This window comes from Candidatus Pelagibacter sp. PS_34 (assembly GCF_059417845.1).
In genome coordinates, this window is record NZ_CM182068.1 from 264,227 (window position 1) to 283,067 (window position 18,841).

At 31.2% G+C, this 18,841-nt stretch carries 17 protein-coding genes; 10 read left to right on the forward strand and 7 right to left on the reverse strand.

Going from position 1 to position 18,841, the window contains the following annotated elements:
* Window position 1: 1 nt before the first annotated feature.
* From AC5SL3_RS01390 to AC5SL3_RS01415, 6 genes are all read left to right on the forward strand, one after another.
* Window positions 2-1,168 carry a M24 family metallopeptidase gene (locus AC5SL3_RS01390; protein ID WP_494578393.1) on the forward strand — a complete coding sequence of 389 codons (1,167 nt, stop codon included), beginning with the start codon at window positions 2-4 and terminating at the stop codon, window positions 1,166-1,168.
* A gap of 58 nt (window positions 1,169-1,226) precedes the next feature.
* Complete coding sequence (locus AC5SL3_RS01395) at window positions 1,227-2,315, forward strand: ABC transporter ATP-binding protein (protein ID WP_494578395.1); 1,089 nt, start codon at window positions 1,227-1,229, stop codon at window positions 2,313-2,315.
* A gap of 136 nt (window positions 2,316-2,451) precedes the next feature.
* The gene (locus AC5SL3_RS01400) at window positions 2,452-3,567 is read left to right on the forward strand and encodes an extracellular solute-binding protein (RefSeq protein WP_494578396.1); all 1,116 of its coding nucleotides are present in this window, start codon (window positions 2,452-2,454) and stop codon (window positions 3,565-3,567) included.
* Window positions 3,568-3,634: 67 nt separating this feature from the next.
* Window positions 3,635-4,882, forward strand: coding sequence for an ABC transporter permease (locus AC5SL3_RS01405; protein ID WP_494578398.1), 1,248 nt, complete (start codon window positions 3,635-3,637; stop codon window positions 4,880-4,882).
* A 3-nt stretch (window positions 4,883-4,885) separates the two neighbouring features.
* Window positions 4,886-5,740: an ABC transporter permease gene (locus AC5SL3_RS01410; protein ID WP_271486547.1), complete on the forward strand. Its 855-nt coding sequence runs from the start codon at window positions 4,886-4,888 to the stop codon at window positions 5,738-5,740.
* 56 nt (window positions 5,741-5,796) lie between these two features.
* Window positions 5,797-8,019: a 3-hydroxyacyl-CoA dehydrogenase/enoyl-CoA hydratase family protein gene (locus AC5SL3_RS01415; protein WP_494578400.1), complete on the forward strand. Its 2,223-nt coding sequence runs from the start codon at window positions 5,797-5,799 to the stop codon at window positions 8,017-8,019.
* Here the strand turns inward: AC5SL3_RS01415 and AC5SL3_RS01420 are convergent.
* From AC5SL3_RS01420 to AC5SL3_RS01430, 3 genes are all read right to left on the reverse strand, one after another.
* Window positions 8,016-9,224 (reverse strand): primosomal protein, encoded by a 1,209-nt coding sequence (locus AC5SL3_RS01420; protein WP_494578402.1) that lies wholly within the window; start codon window positions 9,222-9,224, stop codon window positions 8,016-8,018. The genes AC5SL3_RS01415 and AC5SL3_RS01420 overlap by 4 nt on opposite strands.
* An 81-nt stretch (window positions 9,225-9,305) precedes the next feature.
* Window positions 9,306-9,950 (reverse strand): peptidylprolyl isomerase, encoded by a 645-nt coding sequence (locus AC5SL3_RS01425; RefSeq protein ID WP_494578403.1) that lies wholly within the window; start codon window positions 9,948-9,950, stop codon window positions 9,306-9,308.
* Window positions 9,950-10,687: a putative zinc-binding metallopeptidase gene (locus AC5SL3_RS01430; RefSeq protein WP_494578405.1), complete on the reverse strand. Its 738-nt coding sequence runs from the start codon at window positions 10,685-10,687 to the stop codon at window positions 9,950-9,952. Before AC5SL3_RS01430 ends, AC5SL3_RS01425 begins: the two co-directional genes overlap by 1 nt.
* A 57-nt stretch (window positions 10,688-10,744) precedes the next feature.
* Between AC5SL3_RS01430 and speB the strand changes: the two genes are divergently transcribed.
* The 3 genes from speB (at window position 10,745) to AC5SL3_RS01445 (ending at window position 14,804) form a co-directional block, all read left to right on the forward strand.
* Window positions 10,745-11,704 (forward strand): agmatinase, encoded by a 960-nt coding sequence (gene speB / locus AC5SL3_RS01435; RefSeq protein WP_271520893.1) that lies wholly within the window; start codon window positions 10,745-10,747, stop codon window positions 11,702-11,704.
* Window positions 11,705-11,724: 20 nt separating this feature from the next.
* On the forward strand, window positions 11,725-13,161 hold the full coding sequence (locus AC5SL3_RS01440; protein ID WP_494578406.1) for an aldehyde dehydrogenase family protein: 1,437 nt from the start codon (window positions 11,725-11,727) through the stop codon (window positions 13,159-13,161).
* A gap of 194 nt (window positions 13,162-13,355) precedes the next feature.
* Window positions 13,356-14,804, forward strand: a complete 1,449-nt coding sequence (locus AC5SL3_RS01445; RefSeq protein WP_494578408.1) for an NCS1 family nucleobase:cation symporter-1 — start codon at window positions 13,356-13,358, stop codon at window positions 14,802-14,804.
* A gap of 45 nt (window positions 14,805-14,849) precedes the next feature.
* Here AC5SL3_RS01445 and AC5SL3_RS01450 read toward each other — a convergent pair whose 3' ends face one another.
* Genes AC5SL3_RS01450 through argE form a run of 4 tightly spaced genes read right to left on the reverse strand, consistent with a single transcriptional unit; the run spans window position 14,850 to window position 18,467 of the window.
* Window positions 14,850-15,353 carry an ureidoglycolate lyase gene (locus AC5SL3_RS01450; protein WP_494578410.1) on the reverse strand — a complete coding sequence of 168 codons (504 nt, stop codon included), beginning with the start codon at window positions 15,351-15,353 and terminating at the stop codon, window positions 14,850-14,852.
* Entirely contained in the window at window positions 15,350-16,336 is a 987-nt protein-coding gene (alc, locus tag AC5SL3_RS01455; RefSeq protein ID WP_494578411.1) for an allantoicase, read from the reverse strand. The genes AC5SL3_RS01450 and alc overlap by 4 nt, the downstream gene beginning before the upstream one ends.
* Before the next feature lie 2 nt (window positions 16,337-16,338).
* On the reverse strand, window positions 16,339-17,238 hold the full coding sequence (gene puuE / locus AC5SL3_RS01460; RefSeq protein WP_494578412.1) for an allantoinase PuuE: 900 nt from the start codon (window positions 17,236-17,238) through the stop codon (window positions 16,339-16,341).
* Window positions 17,239-17,276: 38 nt separating this feature from the next.
* Window positions 17,277-18,467, reverse strand: a complete 1,191-nt coding sequence (gene argE / locus AC5SL3_RS01465; RefSeq protein WP_494578413.1) for an acetylornithine deacetylase — start codon at window positions 18,465-18,467, stop codon at window positions 17,277-17,279.
* A 27-nt stretch (window positions 18,468-18,494) separates the two neighbouring features.
* Between argE and AC5SL3_RS01470 the strand changes: the two genes are divergently transcribed.
* Window positions 18,495-18,836 (forward strand): tRNA-binding protein, encoded by a 342-nt coding sequence (locus AC5SL3_RS01470; RefSeq protein ID WP_494577104.1) that lies wholly within the window; start codon window positions 18,495-18,497, stop codon window positions 18,834-18,836.
* The last annotated feature ends 5 nt before the right edge of the window (window positions 18,837-18,841 follow it).

Genomic DNA, 18,841 nt, shown 5'->3' on the forward strand with positions numbered 1-18,841 from the left:
TATGAATTTTAGCAAAGAAGAATACAAAGCAAGATTAAAAAAAGTTCAAAGCGCAATGCAAGAAAAAAACATTGAACTATTAATCTCTAGTGATACAGCCAATATGAACTATTTAACTGGTTATGATGCTTGGTCGTTTTATTATGCTCAAGCTGTAATTGTACATGTGAATGCTGATGAGCCATTATGCTGGGTAAGAAAGCAAGATTCAGGTGGAGCTTATATAAAAACTTATTTAAAAAATGAAAATATTTTAGTCTATGACGAAAAATATATTCATGCATGGCCACTTCATCCATTTGATAATTTAGTAGAAATTATAAAAGAAAGAAAATGGGATAAACTTACAATAGGTTTGGAAATGGATAGTCATTATTTTACAGCTTATTGTTATGAAAAAATGAAACAAGGGTTACCAAATGTTAAGTTAAAAGATTCTGAAAGATTAGTTAATTGGGCTCGTGTTGTTAAATCTGATGCAGAGATAGAACTTATGAAATCTGCAGCAATAATTTCTCAAAAAGGAATGCAAACAGCAATTGACGTTATAAATCCTGGTGTCAGGCAGTGTGATGCGGTGGGTGAAATTCAAAAAGCATTATTTTATGGAACGCCAGAATTTGGTGGTGAATATTCAAGTATTGCAACGCTACTTCCAACGGGGAAAGGTACTTCAGCATCACATTTAACAGCAACTCAAGATAAGTTTGTGGAGGGTGAGGCTACAATAATAGAGCTTTCAGGGGTATATCAAAGGTACCATTGTCCTATGGCCAGAACAGTTTTACTTGGAAAACCAGATCAATTGAAAATTGATACTATGAATAAAACTAATGAGGCACTTCAAGCTGGAATAGATGCTGCAAAACCTGGACAAACTGCAGATGATGTTGCACAAGCTTTTTGGAAAATTTTAGATAAATATGGAATAGAAAAAACCTCTAGAACTGGTTATTCAATAGGAATTGGTTACCCACCTGATTGGGGTGAGCATACTCTTAATATATCTAAAGGTGATATGACTATTCTAGAACCAAATGTTACTTTTCATATGATTGCTGTAATGCAATTCGGGGGGTGGGGAGTTGAAGCATCAGAAGCAATACGAATAACCGACAAAGGATGTGAATTATTTTGTAATTTTTCAAAAGATCTGCACATTAAATAATTGAAATAAAAAAACTTGAAAAACAAGTAAACAAATGTTTTAAATTCATTTAAAAAATATGATTAAAAATAAAGAATTTGTAAAATTTGACAATGTAGACAAAAGCTACGATGGCAAAGTACTTGTCGTTAAAGGACTAAATCTAGACATCGAAGAAGGTGAGTTTGTAACTATGTTGGGACCCTCTGGCTCTGGTAAAACAACTTGTTTAATGATGCTTGCTGGTTTTGAAACTCCAACTCATGGAGAAATTTATTTAGATGGTAAGATTATTTCAAATATTCCACCTCACAAAAGAGGGATTGGAATGGTATTTCAAAACTACGCTTTATTTCCACATATGACAGTTTATGAAAATTTAGCTTTTCCATTAAGAGTGAGAAAAATTCCAAAAGACGAAGCAGATAAAAAAATTGATAAAGCTTTATCAATGGTATCCCTTCAAGGTTTTGAAGCAAGAATGCCTATGCAATTATCTGGTGGACAACAACAGCGTGTTGCTGTGGCGAGATCTTTAGTTTTTGATCCACAAGTAGTACTTATGGATGAACCACTTGGAGCTTTAGATAAAAATTTAAGAGAGAGTATGCAATATGAAATTAAACATATTCACGAAAGTATTGGTGTAACAGTTGTGTATGTTACACACGATCAAACTGAAGCATTAACAATGTCAAACCGTATTGCAGTTTTCAATGATGGTAAAGTTCAGCAACTATCAAGTCCAGATGAATTGTATGAAAAACCGGTTAACTCATTTGTTGCTGAGTTCATTGGAGAAAATAATAAATTTTCAGGTCAAGTTTTAGATATTTCAGGAGACAAATGTAAAGTTAAATTAGAAAATGGCACAGAAATTTTAGCAAATCCAGTTGCTGTTAAAGCAAAAGGGGATAAAACTAAAGTTTCACTAAGACCTGAAAGAGCAATTATAGATCCTACAGATAAAATGGATAATAACCATAAAGGTAAAATTGAAGAAATAATTTATCACGGTGATCACACTAGACTAAGAGTTGATTTGTTGGGAAATAGAGGATTCATTCTTAAAGTACCAAATAGCACTGCAAGATTAGATTTAAAAAAAGGTAATGTGCTTAATATAGGCTGGAACAGTATTGATTGCAGAGCTTTAGATCCAAAATAATCTTAAAAAAAATCCCTAAAAAAACTTAAATAAAATAAAGGCAAAATAGACATAATTGGCTGTTGACTAAACTTGTCTATATTGTTTTACTTTCACTTTATAAAATAACAAACGTTAACGTTAAATAGGAGAGAAAATGAAAAAAATAAGTAAATTATTACTTGCTCTATCTTTTGTACTTTCTATCACAACTTCAGCATTTGCAGTTACTGTAGTGTCTTGGGGTGGTGCTTACACTGAAAGTCAAAAATTAGGGTATGGTGATCCTACAGCAGCAAAATTAGGAATACCTGTTAATTGGGTAGACTACACTGGTGGATTATCAGAAATTAAAGCTCAAAAAGAAGCTGGAAAAATCACTTGGGACATCATTGATGTATACGCAAAAGATACTATCATTGGATGTGATGAAGGAATTTTTGTTGAATTCGATTTCGATAAAGACTTTGCACCTGCTCCAGATGGAACACCTGCAAGTGAAGACTTCTTTACTGGCATGCCTTCAAAATGTGCAGTTGGAAACATCTTGTACTCTTGGAACTTTGCTTACAATAAAGACAATGTAAAAGGTACTCCAAAATCAGCAAAAGACTTTTTTAATACTAAAAAGTTTCCTGGTAAAAGAGCTATCTACAAAGGTGCAATGTCTAACTTAGAATTAGCTATGGCAGCAGGTACAAAAGCTGGTAAAGGTGGTGATAAGATTTACAGCCAACTTGAAGCTGATGGTGGAGTTGATAAAGCAATTGCTAAAATCAAAGCACTATGTGCAGATCCAAAAGGTGGATGTGTATTCTGGAATGCTGGAGCTCAGCCACCAGAACTATTAGCTAATGGTGAAGTTGTTATGGCTACTGGTTGGAATGGTAGATTCTTTAATGCTCAAATGGAAGGAACTCCAATTGTGCAAGTATGGGATTCACAAATTCTTGACTATGAGTATTTCGCTATGGTTAAAGGTGGACCTAACGATGCTAACGGTAAAGCTTTGAAAGTTCTTAGAGAAATGACAAGTACTGAAGGTCTAGCAGGAAGTGCTAAGTATATTGCTTACGCTCCTTGGAGAAAATCTTCAATTGCTATCATGGAAGCAGGAGAGCCTTGGTTTAAAGATGGTAAAACTAACATGGTACCACATATGCCAACAGCACCTGCGAACACTAAATCATACATTCTTATGAACCCTGAATTCTGGGCAGATAACCAGGACGAAATTGGTGAAAAATGGGAAGCTATGAAAGCTGGTCTGTAATTTAATTATAGATTAAACTTTTATTTTATTTAAAGGGCGGTTATTATGTAACCGCCCTTTTTTTATTATGAGCACAGAACAAATTTTATCATCTGATGGTGTACCTCTTGAGGTTAGTTTAAAAAAAGCCGAGAGAAGAAACAAGATAAGAGCATTAATGCTTGTGGGTCCTTTATTTTTATTTCTTTTAATTACTTACGTGTTCCCAATTGGTGATATGTTGTTTAGAAGCGTTGATGATAGAATGATTACAAGTAAGTTGCCAAATACTTTTGCAGCACTTAAGAAATGGGATGGTAAAGAGTTACCAGAAGAGGATGTATATGAAGCTTTTTACAAGGATTTCTATCCATTGGCTATTAATAAAGAAGCTGGAAAATTATATCAGAGATTAAACTATGAAAAATCTGGTTTTAGTAGTGGATTAAAAAAAACAAATAGAAAAATTAAGAAATTTGAAAAGAGTAACTACAAAGAGCAGTTTATGGAAACTCATAAAATCTGGAGAGATGTAGATTACTGGGTTGCTCTAAAGAATACTGCGCCAAAATGGTCATATGCTAAATACTTAAAAGGTGTGGATTTAAAATTTGACCCAGACAGAAACATCGTTCAACAAGATGAAGATAGAAGAGTTCATAAAATACTTTGGCTAAGAACTCTTAAAGTTGCTTTTTGGGTAACTATATTTTGCTTCATGCTTGCTTATCCAATTTCATACTTATTAGCTACATTACCCATGAAATATAGTAATTTACTGATGATATGTGTGCTTCTTCCATTCTGGACATCACTATTGGTCAGAACCTCAAGTTGGATGGTTTTACTTCAACAACAAGGCCCAATTAATGATTTGATTGTATGGCTCGGACTTGCAGCAAACGATGCCAGACCAGAATTGATGTATAATGTAATTGGAACTTTTGTTGCAATGACTCAAATCTTATTACCATTTATGGTTTTACCGCTTTACAGTGTGATGAAAACAATATCTCCAAGCTTAATGAGAGCTGGAAAATCTTTGGGTGGAACACCATTTGTAGCATTTAGAAAAATATATTTTCCATTAACAATTCCTGGAATTGGTGCCGGATCCTTGTTAGTTTTTATTTTAGCAATAGGTTATTATATAACTCCTGCATTAGTTGGAGGGGCAAGTGGGTCTTTGATTAGTAATACAATTGCCTATCATATGAAAAGTTCTCTAGATTGGTCATTTGCTGCTGCATTAGGAACAATGCTGTTGGTTGGTGTCCTAACTATTTACTGGATCTATAATAAATTAGTAGGAATAGATAATATTAAATTAGGATAAATTATGTCATTACCAAATTATACATCATGGAATTATAGAGTTTGGCACTACACTTATTTAACAATTTGTGCATTAGTATTTTTCTTTTTAATTGCGCCGCTGTTTATAATCTTACCACTTTCATTTAATGCAGAGCAATATATTCACTTTTCTAAAGGAATGTTAGCACTTGACCCTGACGCATTTTCATTAAGATGGTATGAGGATATGATTTATGGAACTAAAAATCCATGGGGACTTGCTGCAAAGAATAGTATTTTTATAGCTTTCTTTGCAACCATTGGTTCTACAATTTTAGGAACGGTTGCAGCGCTAGGTTTAAGTAGTAGACATATGCCATATAAAGCAGCGTTCATGGCTTTATTAATATCTCCAATGATTGTGCCGTTAATTATCTCAGGAACAGCAATATTCTTCTTTATGGCAAAAGTAGGTTTAGCTGCAACGCATACAGGAATAATTTTAGCACATATTATTTTAGGTACACCATTTGTAGTTATTACAGTAACAGCAACATTAACAGGGTTTGATCATAGTGTGACACGTGCGGCTGCAAGTTTAGGAAGCAATCCAGTTAATACTTTTATGAAAATAACATTACCATTAATTTTACCAGGTGTTATTTCAGGTGCATTATTTGCCTTTGTAACTTCATTTGATGAAGTTGTCGTTGTGTTATTCTTGGCAGGACTTGAAAATACTACTATTCCAATTCAAATGTGGGTTGGTCTAAGAGAACAATTAAGTCCAACAATCATGGCAGTAGCAACTTGTTTAATTATAATGTCCACATTAATTCTTGTTAGCGCAGAACTTTTAAGAAGAAGGTCTGAAAGACTAAGAGGAATTAACAGGTAATTTATTTACTAAGTTCATTTTTTTTATTATAAATAGTCCTTCAATTTTAAAACCTTATGGAAATTAAAAAAGTAGTAGTTATTGGTTCTGGAACTATGGGTAGTGGAATTGCAGCGCATTTGTGTAATGCAAATATTCCAGTTACTTTACTAGATTTAAAAACTGAAATAAGTGAGCAAGCACGAGATAAAATTTACAAATCTAGACCACCACTTTTATTAGATAAGTCCAAAATAAAAAACATTAAAGTAGGAAACATTTTAGATAATTTTGAAGAAGTAAAAGAAGCTGACTGGATAGTAGAAGCTGTTGTTGAAAGAATAGATATCAAACATGATATCTATAAAAAAATATTTAAAGAAAGAAAAAAGGGAGCAATAGTTTCTTCAAATACATCATCTATACCTATTAAGGTCTTATCTGAGCATTTATCAGAAGAAGAAAAAAAAGATTTTTGTATTACTCATTTTTTTAATCCTGTTAGATACATGGGGTTATTAGAGATAGTTAAAAATGAAAATAATGATTTAGATAAAATAAGTGCTTTAAAAGATTTTTGTGAAACAGAACTTGGGAAAGGTGCAATTATTTGTAATGACACTCCAGGTTTTTTAGGAAATAGAATAGGTGTTTTTGCAATGCAAGTTGCAATGACTGAGGCATTTAAAATGAAACTAACCATAGAAGAAGCTGATGCGATTTTTGGAAGACCAATGGGTATACCAAAAACAGGAGTGTTTGGTCTTTATGATTTAATTGGTATTGATTTAATGGCTGATGTTTTAAAAAGTTTTATTAAAGAATTATCAGAAAATGACCCTTTTCAAGTGGTTGCAAAAGAAATTCCTTTAGTAAAAACATTAATTGAAACAGGGTACACAGGTCGAAAAGGTAAGGGTGGGTTTTACAGGGTTAATAAAACAGGTGAAGTTAAAGTTATGGAAGCTATTAATCTTGGAACTGGAGAATATTCAGCAAGTAAAAAGATTAATATTAAATCAGATAATGTAGATCTTAAAAAATTAATCTCAAGAGACGACAAGTATGGTGAATATGCTTGGTCTGTTATTTCTAAGATTATTAAATATGCTTCCTCTTTAGTTCCATCAATTACAAAAGATTTTAATGATATTGATGAAGCCATGAGACTAGGTTTTAATTGGACTAAAGGTCCATTTGAAATGTTGGAAGAGATCGGTGTTGATACTTTTTTTGATAAGATTGATGACTTTAAAGGAAATGTTTTTTTAGAAAATTTATCTCAAAATAAAGATCAAGATTTTTATGGATCAAGACAAAAATATACTAACATTGAAACATTTGGAAAAGCTAAAAAGAAAGCATTAAGTGTGGATGGAAACAGCTCTGCTCAGATATATAGATTTAATGATTATAATATTGTTGAGTTCACCACTAAAGCAAATGCTCTAGATTACGATTCAATGGATGCTTTAAAAAAAGCTACAGATAAACCGTTGATTATAATAAATGAAAGTATGCAATTTTCGGCAGGAGTAAACTTGAGTTACACGATGGATTTTGCAAATAAAAATGATTTTAAATCTATAGAAAAATTTATTAGATATTTTCAAGAAACCTGCAAACATCTTAAGTATTCTAATCACCCAGTTGTCTCTGCACCATCAGGCTTAACACTCGGTGGAGGATTTGAAGTTATGGTACAAAGTAATTTTGTAGCTTCACATACAAATATTGTAGTTGGATTGGTGGAAACAATAGTTGGATTAATACCAGCTGGTGGAGGATGTAAGGAAATGTTAGCAAGATGGCTTGATACAGATGAAGCTAAAAAAGATCCTCATTACGCACCCCTTAAAGTGTTTGATATTATTGGTTATGGAAAAACTGCAACTTCACCAGTTGAGGCAGAGCCATTAAAATATTTAAAACCTCAAGATAAGAAAATAATGAATAGAAATAGTTTACTAGAAGTTTCAAAAAAAATCTTAGATGACAATAAAGAATTTAAAGCTCCGTTAGAGACAGAATTTAATCTACCAGGAAAAGAAGTCTTAGTAGAAATGAATAAAATTATAGAAAAACTTTATAATGAAAAAATAATTCGTGAGCACGGTGTTACGGTTGCAAAGGAATTAGCCCATGTCTTGAGTGGAGGAGACACAACTATTGATAAAATTTTATCAGAAGATGATTTATTTAAGCTAGAATTAGATGCTTTCATGAGACTAATCGAAACAAAAGAAACACAAGATAGAATTAAACACACACTAGCAACAGGAAAGCCTTTAATTAACTAATATCTTTCGTCTTCTTCTTTCTTTACCTCGTTTTCTAATATTTCTTCTTTATTTTCTTCTATTACTTCTTCTTTTCTAAATTCTATTATCTTTTCACTTTGTTCTTTTTCTTTAATTAATTGGTCATTAAACTTTTTAATCAATTCTTCTTCTTTTGCTATTTGCTCCTTATCAAATTTCCTTTCCCATTCTTTTATTCTCTCTTCTTCATCTTTAATTCTTTTTTCTTCGATAATTCTAGCTTGAATTATTTTTTGTTCCCTTAAATTTTCTAATCTTATTTCTTCTTCTTTTAGTTGTAATTCTTCCTGGATTTTTCTTTGATTAAGTTCATTTAATCTCAATTCCTTAAGTTCTTCTATTTCTAATTGTTCTTTTAGTCTAAGTTCTTTTTCTTTTTCTCTTAACTCGTCAGCTTCTTTTAATATTTTTATTTCTTTTTCTCTTATTCTTTCAACTTCAATTTTTTTGATATTTTTTTCAATTTCTTCAAGTTTTAGTTTTTGATAATTTAATTTATGTTCCTCTTCATTTAACTTTTGCATATCTTTTTTTTGTTTATCAATCTCAATATTTTTTAATCTTTCTTCTTCATCTTTTATTTTCTGTTTAGCTTCACGGGCTTTTTGTTTCTCAAGAGCCATCAATTTATCATTTTCAATTTTAGCTTTTTGTTGCTCTTGCCTTATTCTTTGCTTTTCAAAAAAATCTAATCTTAGTTTTTCTTCTTTTAATTTTAAATCATCTTGTCTTACTTTTTCCTCTTCTTCATCTCTTAGTTTTTGCTCTTCAGCTTTAATTCTTTGAGATTCAAGTTTAATTTTTTTTCTTTCAATCTGCTGCTGTTGTTTTATAATTTTTTCTTTTAGCTTTTCTTGTTTCTCTATTTTTTGTTTTTCTTCTTTTATTAGATTTAATTCATTTTGTTTAATTAACCTTATTTCTTCATTTTTTTGTTTTTCTTGCTCTAACTTTTCTTTTTTTAATTCTTTAATTTTTTCTTCTTTTATTAATTTAATTCTACGCAGTTCTTTTTGTTTAGCTCTTTCTTTGAACTTATTGTATTTTTCTATTAGAGATGATGATGTGAATTTTGTTAATTTTTCTATATTAATCTTTTTTAAAATTTTTAAGGGTTTTTCAATTAATTTTTTTTTGCTTAAACTAATTTTTTTCCTAATTGTATTTTTTAGGACATTTTTCACAAATCTATCTCATCAACTTTTGATTGATAATAATAGTTATAGAGTGACTAAAATGGGTTCAACTTGAGATTTTATCCCTTATTAATTAAGCATTTTAAAGGAATTAATAAAATCTGGTCTTAAAATATATTCTGAGCGTTTTTCATATTTTATTTTTTTTAAGACTTCTAGACCGTAAAGAACTTTACCAACAGGTGTATATTCACCTTCAAATAATGGTTCATCCTGTAAGATAATAAAAAATTGACTGTCTTCAGTATCGTTCTTAAATGTTCGAGCTAATCCTACACTTCCCTTTGTGTAATTAAAGTTATTATCAATTTCTGATTTAATTGTACCTAAACCTGATTTTCCAGTACCAATTTTTCCATAATCTAAGTTTCCCTTCTTACCAAACTCTAAGTCACCAGCTTGAATAAGTTTATTTTCAATTACCCTATGAAAAGCAATATTTTCATAAGCGTTAGATCTAATTAAAGTTGCAAATCTTTGAACGGCATTAGGTGAGATATTTGGATAAAGTTCTATAATTACATTTCCACAAGGTGCATTTAAAATTGCAATATTATTTGGCTCCTTAAAGATAATATCCTTTGGATTAATATTTTTGATGAATAAACATTTATTTTTAACAATAAAATATGTGCAGAAAGTTGCGATACCTAATAAAATTAAAAAAACAAAAATAAATTTTTCTGATGTAGAAGCTTTAATTTTTTTTATCATTAAAAAGTAAATGAATTATCTATTTCTTTTATTTTATTTTCAATATATGAAATTTTATTATTTAAAATAGGATCTGATTTACGAATTTGGTTAATTTCTTTTTCCTTTAAAAATATCATGTGTGAGTAAACTTCCGCCATATCCTCTGAGGCTGTTGATTTAGAGTATTCTGTAAAAAAACCTTTCGTTTCTTTGTATTGTTCTAACCCTATATTTTCTGTACAAGTAGAACATTCAGCATATTTAAAGTTAGAATTATTAAATTTAATCCACTCTTCTTCATTAAAAACCTCTTTATGCTGAAGATGCATTACATGAAAAACTTCATGATGGATTACTCTTTCAAAGTAATTTTCATTAAATTTAATATCTAGTATTAATGTTTTCATTACGTTATCTGGAATGCCTGCTGTATATAATTCTGAGATTGATAAATTTTTACACATAACAATATATTTCAGATTAATTTTTTTTAAATAATCATAAGAATATCTACTTAGATTTTTACGGATAATTTTATATTTTACTTCCAAATCTTTTTTATTTGGATTTGAGCAAACAATATTTTTTTGAGTACCCAGTCTAAAAGGTCTGACAGCATAAAAATACTTAAGTTTATTTTTAGTATTTATTTCATAAATCTCTAAATTAGGTATTTTGATGAGATTATAGATAGTGTTTGCTTTTACTGGTGTAATAAAGATTATTAATAGTAAAATGGCTCTTATTAGGTTCATAATTATAAAGATAGAAGATATTCCATTATTAAAGAATGTGGTACATTTTATTTATAAATGAAAAAAGAAAGAAATAAAAACCCAATTCAACCTGTTAGTGGAACTAAAGTTCCAAGATTTGCTGGCCCATCTACATTTGCAAGATTACCAGAACTAAGAGATGTTGAAAGTTGTGATGTAGCAATTGTTGGAATTCCTTTTGATGCTGGTACAAGTTACAGACCAGGAGCTAGATTTGGTCCAATGAGTATTAGGCAGGCATCAAGACATTTAAGAACTAATTATCATCCAAGTTATGATGTTGAGCCTTTTAAAGTGCAGCAAGTTGCTGATGCTGGTGATATCACTTGTAATCCATTTAGCATTGATGAATCGATAAAACAGATTGAAGCTGGTGCAACAGATTTATTAAATAAAGTTGGTGGTATAATTAGTCTAGGCGGTGATCATACAATTGCAGTACCTTTATTAAGAGCAATCAATAAAAAATGTAATGGACCAGTTGCCTTAGTGCATTTTGATGCACATTTAGATACTTGGGATACATATTTTGGTGCTCCTTATACACATGGAACTCCTTTTAGAAGAGCAAGAGAGGAGGGTTTATTTTTAGATGATGCTTCAATGCATGTTGGAATTAGAGGTCCTCTTTACAGTAGAGATGATATTAAAAATGATGAAGAATTTGGTTTTAAAATTATTCATTGTGATGAATTTCAAACACAAGGTACAGATAAAATTGCAGAAAGAATTAAAAAAAGAGTTGGTAACAATCCACTTTATTTGTCAATTGATATAGATGTTTTAGATCCAGCTTTTGCCCCAGGTACAGGTACACCAGAAATTGCGGGTATGACTACAAGAGAGATGGTCAATGTTTTAAGAGGTCTGTCTGGTTTAAATCTTGTTTCTGCAGATGTGGTTGAAGTTTCTCCAGCATATGATCATGCTGAAGTTACCTCGTTAGCTGCAGCAACCATTGTTTACGAATTAACAAATTTATTTGCAAAATCATAAAGAAAGGATAGTTTCTCAAAATGCTAGATAAGAAAAAATTTTATATCAATGGTGAATGGGTTTCTCCAAAAAAACCAAATGACTTCAAGGTAACAGATCCTTCTACAGAGGAAGAGTGTGCCGTTATATCTTTAGGTGGAGTAGAAGATGTAAATGATGCTGTAAGTGCTGCTACTAAAGCTTTTGAAACATGGGCATTTTCAACCAAAGAAGAGAGATTAAAATATTTAGAAGCTTTGTATATTGTTTATAAAAAAAGATGGGCTGACATGGCTAAGGCTATAACTCTTGAAATGGGAGCACCAATTGACTTTTCAACACAATTGCAGGCTGGAACTGGAGCAAGCCATATAAAATCTTATATAAAAGTTTTAAAAGAATATACATTTGAAGCAAAGTTAGGTGAGCATGCTCTTAATAATAATATTTTACATGAGCCAAAAGGAGTTTGTGCGTTAATTACTCCATGGAACTGGCCAATGAACCAAACTTGTTTAAAGGTTATTCCAGCAATTGCTGCAGGATGTACAATGGTACTTAAGCCATCTGAAATAGCCCCATTATCATCAATGATTTTAGCAGAGATGATAGATGAAATTAAATTACCAAAAGGTGTATTCAATTTAGTTAATGGAGATGGTGCAGTTACTGGAAATGCATTAACAAGTCATCCTGATGTAAATATGGTTTCATTTACAGGATCTACTAGAGCAGGTGCTTTAATTTCTCAAAATGCAGCAAATGATTTTAAGAGAGTTAGTCTTGAACTTGGTGGAAAAGGGGCAAATATTATATTTAAAGATGCTGATGCCGAAGCTGTTGAAAGAGGTGCTCTAAGATGTTTTAGAAATTCAGGGCAATCTTGTAATGCACCAACAAGAATGTTAGTTGAAAAATCTATTTATGATGAAACTGTTGAAAGAGTAAAAAATTTTGCTAATTCAATGAAAGTTGATATTGCAACAAAAGAAGGTGATCATATTGGACCTGTTGTTTCAAAAGCTCAATTTGATAAAATCCAAGCTTTAATTCAAGTAGGCATTGATGAAGGTGCTAAACTAGTTGCTGGTGGAACTGGCAAACCAGATGGACTTGATAAAGGATATTTTGTTAAACCTACTGCTTTTGCAGATGTTAATAATCAAATGCAAATTGCAAGAACAGAAATATTTGGACCTGTTTTATCAATTATACCCTTTGAAACTGAAGAAGAGGCTATCGCTATTGCCAATGACACTCCCTATGGATTGTTAAACTTTATTCAAACTCAAGATCAAGAAAAAGCTAATCGTGTTGCTAGAAAATTAAGATCAGGAATGGTTGATATTAATGGTGCAGGCTTGGCACCAGATGCTCCTTTTGGTGGATACAAACATTCAGGTATTGGTCGTGAAGCAGGTAAATTAGGCTTAGAAGAATACTTAGAAGTTAAAGTAGTAAGTGGTTGGAACGATTAATTAGTTCACACTTAATGTTCATTATAGGTTTTTAAAAATTAAATAATCCTTATTTTAATTGGTTAATTTTACAAACTTAAGGTTGTATGTTTTTATTCTTTGACACAACATTTATAATCCATAATGTCGCACTAATCGTTACCATAACTTTTTAATAGTTAGTAAGAGTAACAAAAATAATAGGGAGAAATAAAATGGGTAGATCGTCAAAACTCTACAATTCAGATTTGGCTCCAACTCCAAGTAGTAAGAAAAATTGGGGATGGTTTGAAATCTTTAACGTGTGGGCCAATGATGTTCAAAGTTTATTTGGTTATACTTTGGCAGCATCATTGTTTTTAGCATCAGGACTGAATGGTTGGGCTGTATTTGCTGCATTAATTCTTGCAGGATTTTTTATCATGTGGCTAGTAAACCTTTCAGGTAAACCAAGTGTAAAACATGGAATACCATATCCAGTTTTTGCCCGTGTTAGTATGGGTGTATTTGGAGCTAACTTTCCAGCAATGGCCAGAGGTCTTGTTGCAATGTTTTGGTATGGAGCACAAACTTATGCGGCATCAACAGCTGTAGCACTTTTAATTACTGGAATTACAGGAATGGAAGGTGAAGTTATGCTTCTTGGTATGACAGGTGTAATGTGGGTTTCATTTATATTTGTTTCAGCATTCCAAGTTTATTTATTTTGGCAAGGTGTTGATCTTATCAAAAAATTCTTAAACTTTGCTGGACCAGCTGTTTATGCGGTAATGATTGTTTTAATGTTGGTTATATGGGCTAAAGCTGGTGGAGGACTTTTTTCAGAAGTAGGAACTATATTTTCTGGAGGAGAACGAACTGGTGGTTTTGAAGGCTTAGGATCATTTGGGGCATTCATAGCTGTATTTGGTATTATGGTTGGATATTTTGCTGCCGTAGTAATCAATTTTGGTGACTTTGCTAGATTTGTTAAAAATGAAGATGAAATGAGAAAAGGAAACCTATGGGGATTAGTAGGTAACGTAATCTTATTCTCTTTTATTACTTTAATGATTACTGGTGGAACAATCGCAATTTTTGGTGAATATGTTGCAAGTCCAACAGAGATGGTAGCTAAAGTAGACAACTTAGGATTAACAATTATTGCTGCATTCGCATTTTTTGCAGCGACAGTTGGTATTAATATGGTTGCGAACTTTATACCTCCGGCATATGACTTGGCTAATTTAATGCCAGATAAAATAAACTTCAAAACAGGTGGATTAATTACTGCTGGTTTTGGTTTTATCATTGGTGGTATGTGGGTTGCTGTTATTACACAAATGGGACTTTTTCCATTTGTTAATACACTAGGAGCAATTCTTGCACCTGTATTTGGTATCATGATGGTTGATTATTATATCATTAAAAATGAAAAATTAGATGTGGATGCATTATTTGATGATAGTCCAAAAGCTAAATATCATTACAGTGGTGGCTTTAATACTAAAGGAATGTTAGCGTGGGTAATTTCAGGTTACATTGCTGTTGGTACTGTTTGGCCAAACATTTTAATTTTAGGTTTAGGTGATTTCTTCGCTAACTTAGGCGGCGGCGGGGGATATGCATGGATAATTGGAGCATCATTAGGTGCTGTAGTTCATCTAGCTATATCTAAAAGATAATTAAAGTTATAACTAAAAGCCCATCAATTCATTGGTGGGCTTTTTTTATATTTTAAATTCTAAAGTGATATTTTCTTTATTTAAATCATGAAGAACTAGATTGTCACCTTCACCTTTTCTATCAACAACCAAAAAATTCATATCCTCAGTTGCAATTAAAGGAAAATGCCAAATACCAGCATTATAATTTACTCCAATTCCGTTTGGAATAATAAAAGCCTCCACTTTATTTAAATCAGGCTTATTACCCTCAGGAGCAACAAAAGCTAAAAATGTTGTTTCTTTCATTGGGATAAAGGCTTGGCTACCAAGTGGATGTTTTTCCATCATATCAATCTTCATAGGAAAAGATCTTTTTAAAGCTGAAAAAATACTAATTATAGACTCTCCACCATCTTTCTTTGCATCCAGGTTAGCTATCCCATCATATCGTTTTGCATAGCCATCATTTATTTCTAAAGGCTTGATATCGTCTGTTGTGATCATATCTCCAAACTTTTTAAAATTTTCTTTATTAATAGGTTTGGGTTTGATTGCTAAGTTGGTCATACATTTTTTCCATATATTCTAAATCGAGATATCCCACCATCTGGAAAAATATTAATTTTTATAAAATTAATTTTATCTTTTTTCATTAGATTATTTTTAAAAATATGTAATTTATTAGAGGATAATTTTGCATCTTTTAATAAATACTTCCATTTGACCGAAGAATTTACAATTTGTTTAGAGCCTTTTATTGTTGGTAAATAAGCAGCTTGTAAAGAGCAATAGCTTGGAAAGTTACCTTTAAAGTGATGAGTAGAAATTTCAATTTTATCAATTTCTTTTCCATCTAAAGAATTTAATATTAGCCAATCAAATCCTGGGCCACGTCTTCTCCTTGTTTCCCATCCATCTCCCATATTTTTAGCTTTACCAGGGGCTAAAATATTTTCAGCTTTACCAAAGTGTTCATTGTTACAAGCAATAACAGAGGCACCATCTAATAGTGATGCAAGATTTGTTTTTTTATTTTTCAATTTATTAGATTTAGCAATTGAGCCAAATAACCTCAGTCGAGCAACCCCACCATCAGGAAAAATATTAAATTTTATATGTGTAAATTTTTTTTTACTATTTGTAGTAAAGAAGTGATGGCTATTAGCTTTAGTTTTTTTCTTAGAAAGTAATGGTTCCCACTTTAATTGACTTATTTTATTTGAACTTGAGTTTGTTCCTTCAATAGAAATCATAGCTGGCTGATTTCCATTAAAATGTGATGTATCAACATCAACTTTTTTAATAGAACCAGGTTTTCCTAATTTTAAAATTATATAATCATGCCCTTTAGTTCTTTTTCTTCTAGATTCCCATCCATCCATCCATTTACCATTTTTATCAAACAATCCATCTTTAAAAATTGCTGGTAAAGGACTAATAATTCTATTTGCTGAAGCAAAAAAATCATCAGTTTTAAATATAACCTTAGTTCCCAATCTAGGTTGAGCTAAATCTATAAGACCATTTGTAAAAATAATTTTTTTTGACATTATTAAGAATAGTTTTTAATCCAATGTTTGGCTATATCAATTCTTTTACATATCCATACATCTTCATGTTTAAGAATATAATCTAGAAATTTCTTTAAAGATTGAACTCTTCCAGGCTTTCCAATTAATCTACAGTGTAATCCTACTGACATCATTTTAGGGTTTGTTTTTCCTTCCTCGTATAAAACATCAAAGCTATCTTTTAGATAAGAAAAAAAATGATCACCTGTATTAAACCCTTGATTGGTAGCAAATCGCATATCGTTGTTATCTAGAGTATAAGGAATGATTAATTGTTTTTTCTTATTTCTAGTTTCCCAGTATGGTAAGTCGTCACTATAAGAGTCACTGTCATATAAAAAACCACCATCTTCCATAACTAAGTCTCTAGTATTGGGGCTACATCTACCAGTATACCAACCATTAGGTCTCTCCCCAAAAATTTTTTTATGAGCTTGAATAGCAAGTTTCATATGTTTTTTTTCTTCTGCTTTTTTAATATTTTGATAATCAATCCATCTCCACCCGTGAGATGCAACCTCATAATCAGCTTTTATTATAGCATTACAAACTTCAGGATTTTTTTCTAAAGCCATACCGACTCCAAAAACCGTAATAGGAATTTTCTTTTCTTGAAATAGTTTATGCAATCTCCAAAATCCTGCTCTTGAACCGTACTCATAAAGAGACTCCATATTTATATGTCTACCTTTGATAGGTTGAGCGCCAATGATTTCTGATAAGAAAATTTCTGAGTTATTGTCACCATTTAAAACACAATTTTCAGCACCTTCTTCATAATTTAAAACTATTTGAACAGCAATACGTGCATTATTAGGCCAAATAATCTTTTGATCCTTGGAACCATACCCAATCATATCTCTTGGATCTTTTTTAGACATAAAAAATTATAATTTACTTTGTATTGTTTAACAATTTATTAATTTGAAATAGACTCTGCTTTGATACCATCAAGTAAGTTTAAACATTTTTTAAGCTCATCCAAAACAATGAACTCATCAATTTTATGAGCTTGATCAATTGATCCTGGACCACACACGACAGTACTAATCCCAATTTCTTGAAATAAACCTGCTTCAGTTCCAAATGAAACAACTTGTCTAGAATTATCACCCGTTAAACTTGAAATTAATTCACAAGCATCTGACTTATCTTCTCTATCAAACCCAACTATTTCACCAATAATATCTTTTTCGATTGAAGCATTAGGAAAAACTTTTTTCATTTCAGGTAATAACACCTCATTTGCATACTTGTCGATTTCTTGATTTAAAAATACACCATCTTCCTTAATAACTGGTCGTGTTTCCCAATTAACATGACATTTGTCTGCTATTACATTATGCGCAATACCACCAAACACACCACCAATAGAAAGAGTGGAATGAGGTGGTTCAAAAATGGAGTCTTTTGGTGTTCTACTTTTAAGTTTCTCCCTAAGTTCAATTAATTTATTTACGTATTTTGATGCATATTCAACAGCACTTACACCTTTGTGAGGTGCTGAACTATGTCCTGCTAAACCTTTAAAATAAGTTGTGTATTCATAACACCCCTTATGAGCATCAATAATTTTCATATTAGTCGGTTCACCAATAATACAAATACCATCTTTAATATCTCTTTTTTTTAATTCCTCTATTAGTATAGGAGCACCCTGACATGCAGTTTCTTCATCGAATGTAAATGAGAAATGAATGTCTCTATCTAAGTTCGATTTAGAATAAACAGGTGCATAAGCTAAAGCACAAGCAATAAAACCCTTCATATCACACGAACCTCTTCCATATAATTTATCACCTTTAATAGTTGCAGTAAAAGGATCAGAGCTCCAACCTTTTGAAACTGGAACAACATCAGTATGGCCTGATAATATAATTGGTTTTTTACTATTTGAATTTTTAGCTTTTAGTGTTGCAAATAAATTTACTCTTTTTTTTTCACTGTCATAAGTTCTAAAAGAAGTAGCACCTAATTTTTTTAAGATACCATCACAATAATCAATTAATGAGCTATTATCTTCTCCTGAAATAGTTTTAAAAGCTATTAAGTCAGTTAAAATTTGAACTGAATTATTATACAATAGCTTTAAATTATTTTCTGTACTCATATTTATCAACCATTATATATTAAATATATGAAAGAACAAATCACCTATAATGACTTTGATAAAATAGATATTAGAGTTGGAACTGTAATATCAGTTAAAAAAAATGAAAAAGCTAGAAAACCTTCACTAGTAATTGAAGTGGATTTTGGAAAAGATATAGGTGTTAAGCAATCATCCGCACAAATTACACATTATTACAATGAAGAAAATTTAAAAGGTAAACAAGTTATTGGCGTTTGTAACTTTCCAGAAAAAAATATTGCAGGTGTAGTTTCACAAGTTCTTATTTTAGGTTCGATTGATGATGAAGGCAAAGTTATACTAGTTCACCCATCTCAACAATCAGAGAATGGGCTTCCAATAGCTTAAACTTT

Coding starts and splice junctions, on each gene's coding strand:
- AC5SL3_RS01410 (WP_271486547.1), top strand. CDS start 4,886: ATGTCATTACCAAATTATACATCATGGAATTATAGAGTTTGGCACTAC.
- AC5SL3_RS01440 (WP_494578406.1), top strand. CDS start 11,725: ATGCTAGATAAGAAAAAATTTTATATCAATGGTGAATGGGTTTCTCCA.
- AC5SL3_RS01415 (WP_494578400.1), top strand. CDS start 5,797: ATGGAAATTAAAAAAGTAGTAGTTATTGGTTCTGGAACTATGGGTAGT.
- speB (WP_271520893.1), top strand. CDS start 10,745: ATGAAAAAAGAAAGAAATAAAAACCCAATTCAACCTGTTAGTGGAACT.
- AC5SL3_RS01395 (WP_494578395.1), top strand. CDS start 1,227: ATGATTAAAAATAAAGAATTTGTAAAATTTGACAATGTAGACAAAAGC.
- AC5SL3_RS01390 (WP_494578393.1), top strand. CDS start 2: ATGAATTTTAGCAAAGAAGAATACAAAGCAAGATTAAAAAAAGTTCAA.
- puuE (WP_494578412.1), bottom strand. CDS start 17,238: ATGTCTAAAAAAGATCCAAGAGATATGATTGGGTATGGTTCCAAGGAT.
- AC5SL3_RS01405 (WP_494578398.1), top strand. CDS start 3,635: ATGAGCACAGAACAAATTTTATCATCTGATGGTGTACCTCTTGAGGTT.
- AC5SL3_RS01430 (WP_494578405.1), bottom strand. CDS start 10,687: ATGAACCTAATAAGAGCCATTTTACTATTAATAATCTTTATTACACCA.
- AC5SL3_RS01425 (WP_494578403.1), bottom strand. CDS start 9,950: ATGATAAAAAAAATTAAAGCTTCTACATCAGAAAAATTTATTTTTGTT.
- AC5SL3_RS01470 (WP_494577104.1), top strand. CDS start 18,495: ATGAAAGAACAAATCACCTATAATGACTTTGATAAAATAGATATTAGA.
- AC5SL3_RS01400 (WP_494578396.1), top strand. CDS start 2,452: ATGAAAAAAATAAGTAAATTATTACTTGCTCTATCTTTTGTACTTTCT.
- argE (WP_494578413.1), bottom strand. CDS start 18,467: ATGAGTACAGAAAATAATTTAAAGCTATTGTATAATAATTCAGTTCAA.
- AC5SL3_RS01450 (WP_494578410.1), bottom strand. CDS start 15,353: ATGACCAACTTAGCAATCAAACCCAAACCTATTAATAAAGAAAATTTT.
- alc (WP_494578411.1), bottom strand. CDS start 16,336: ATGTCAAAAAAAATTATTTTTACAAATGGTCTTATAGATTTAGCTCAA.
- AC5SL3_RS01445 (WP_494578408.1), top strand. CDS start 13,356: ATGGGTAGATCGTCAAAACTCTACAATTCAGATTTGGCTCCAACTCCA.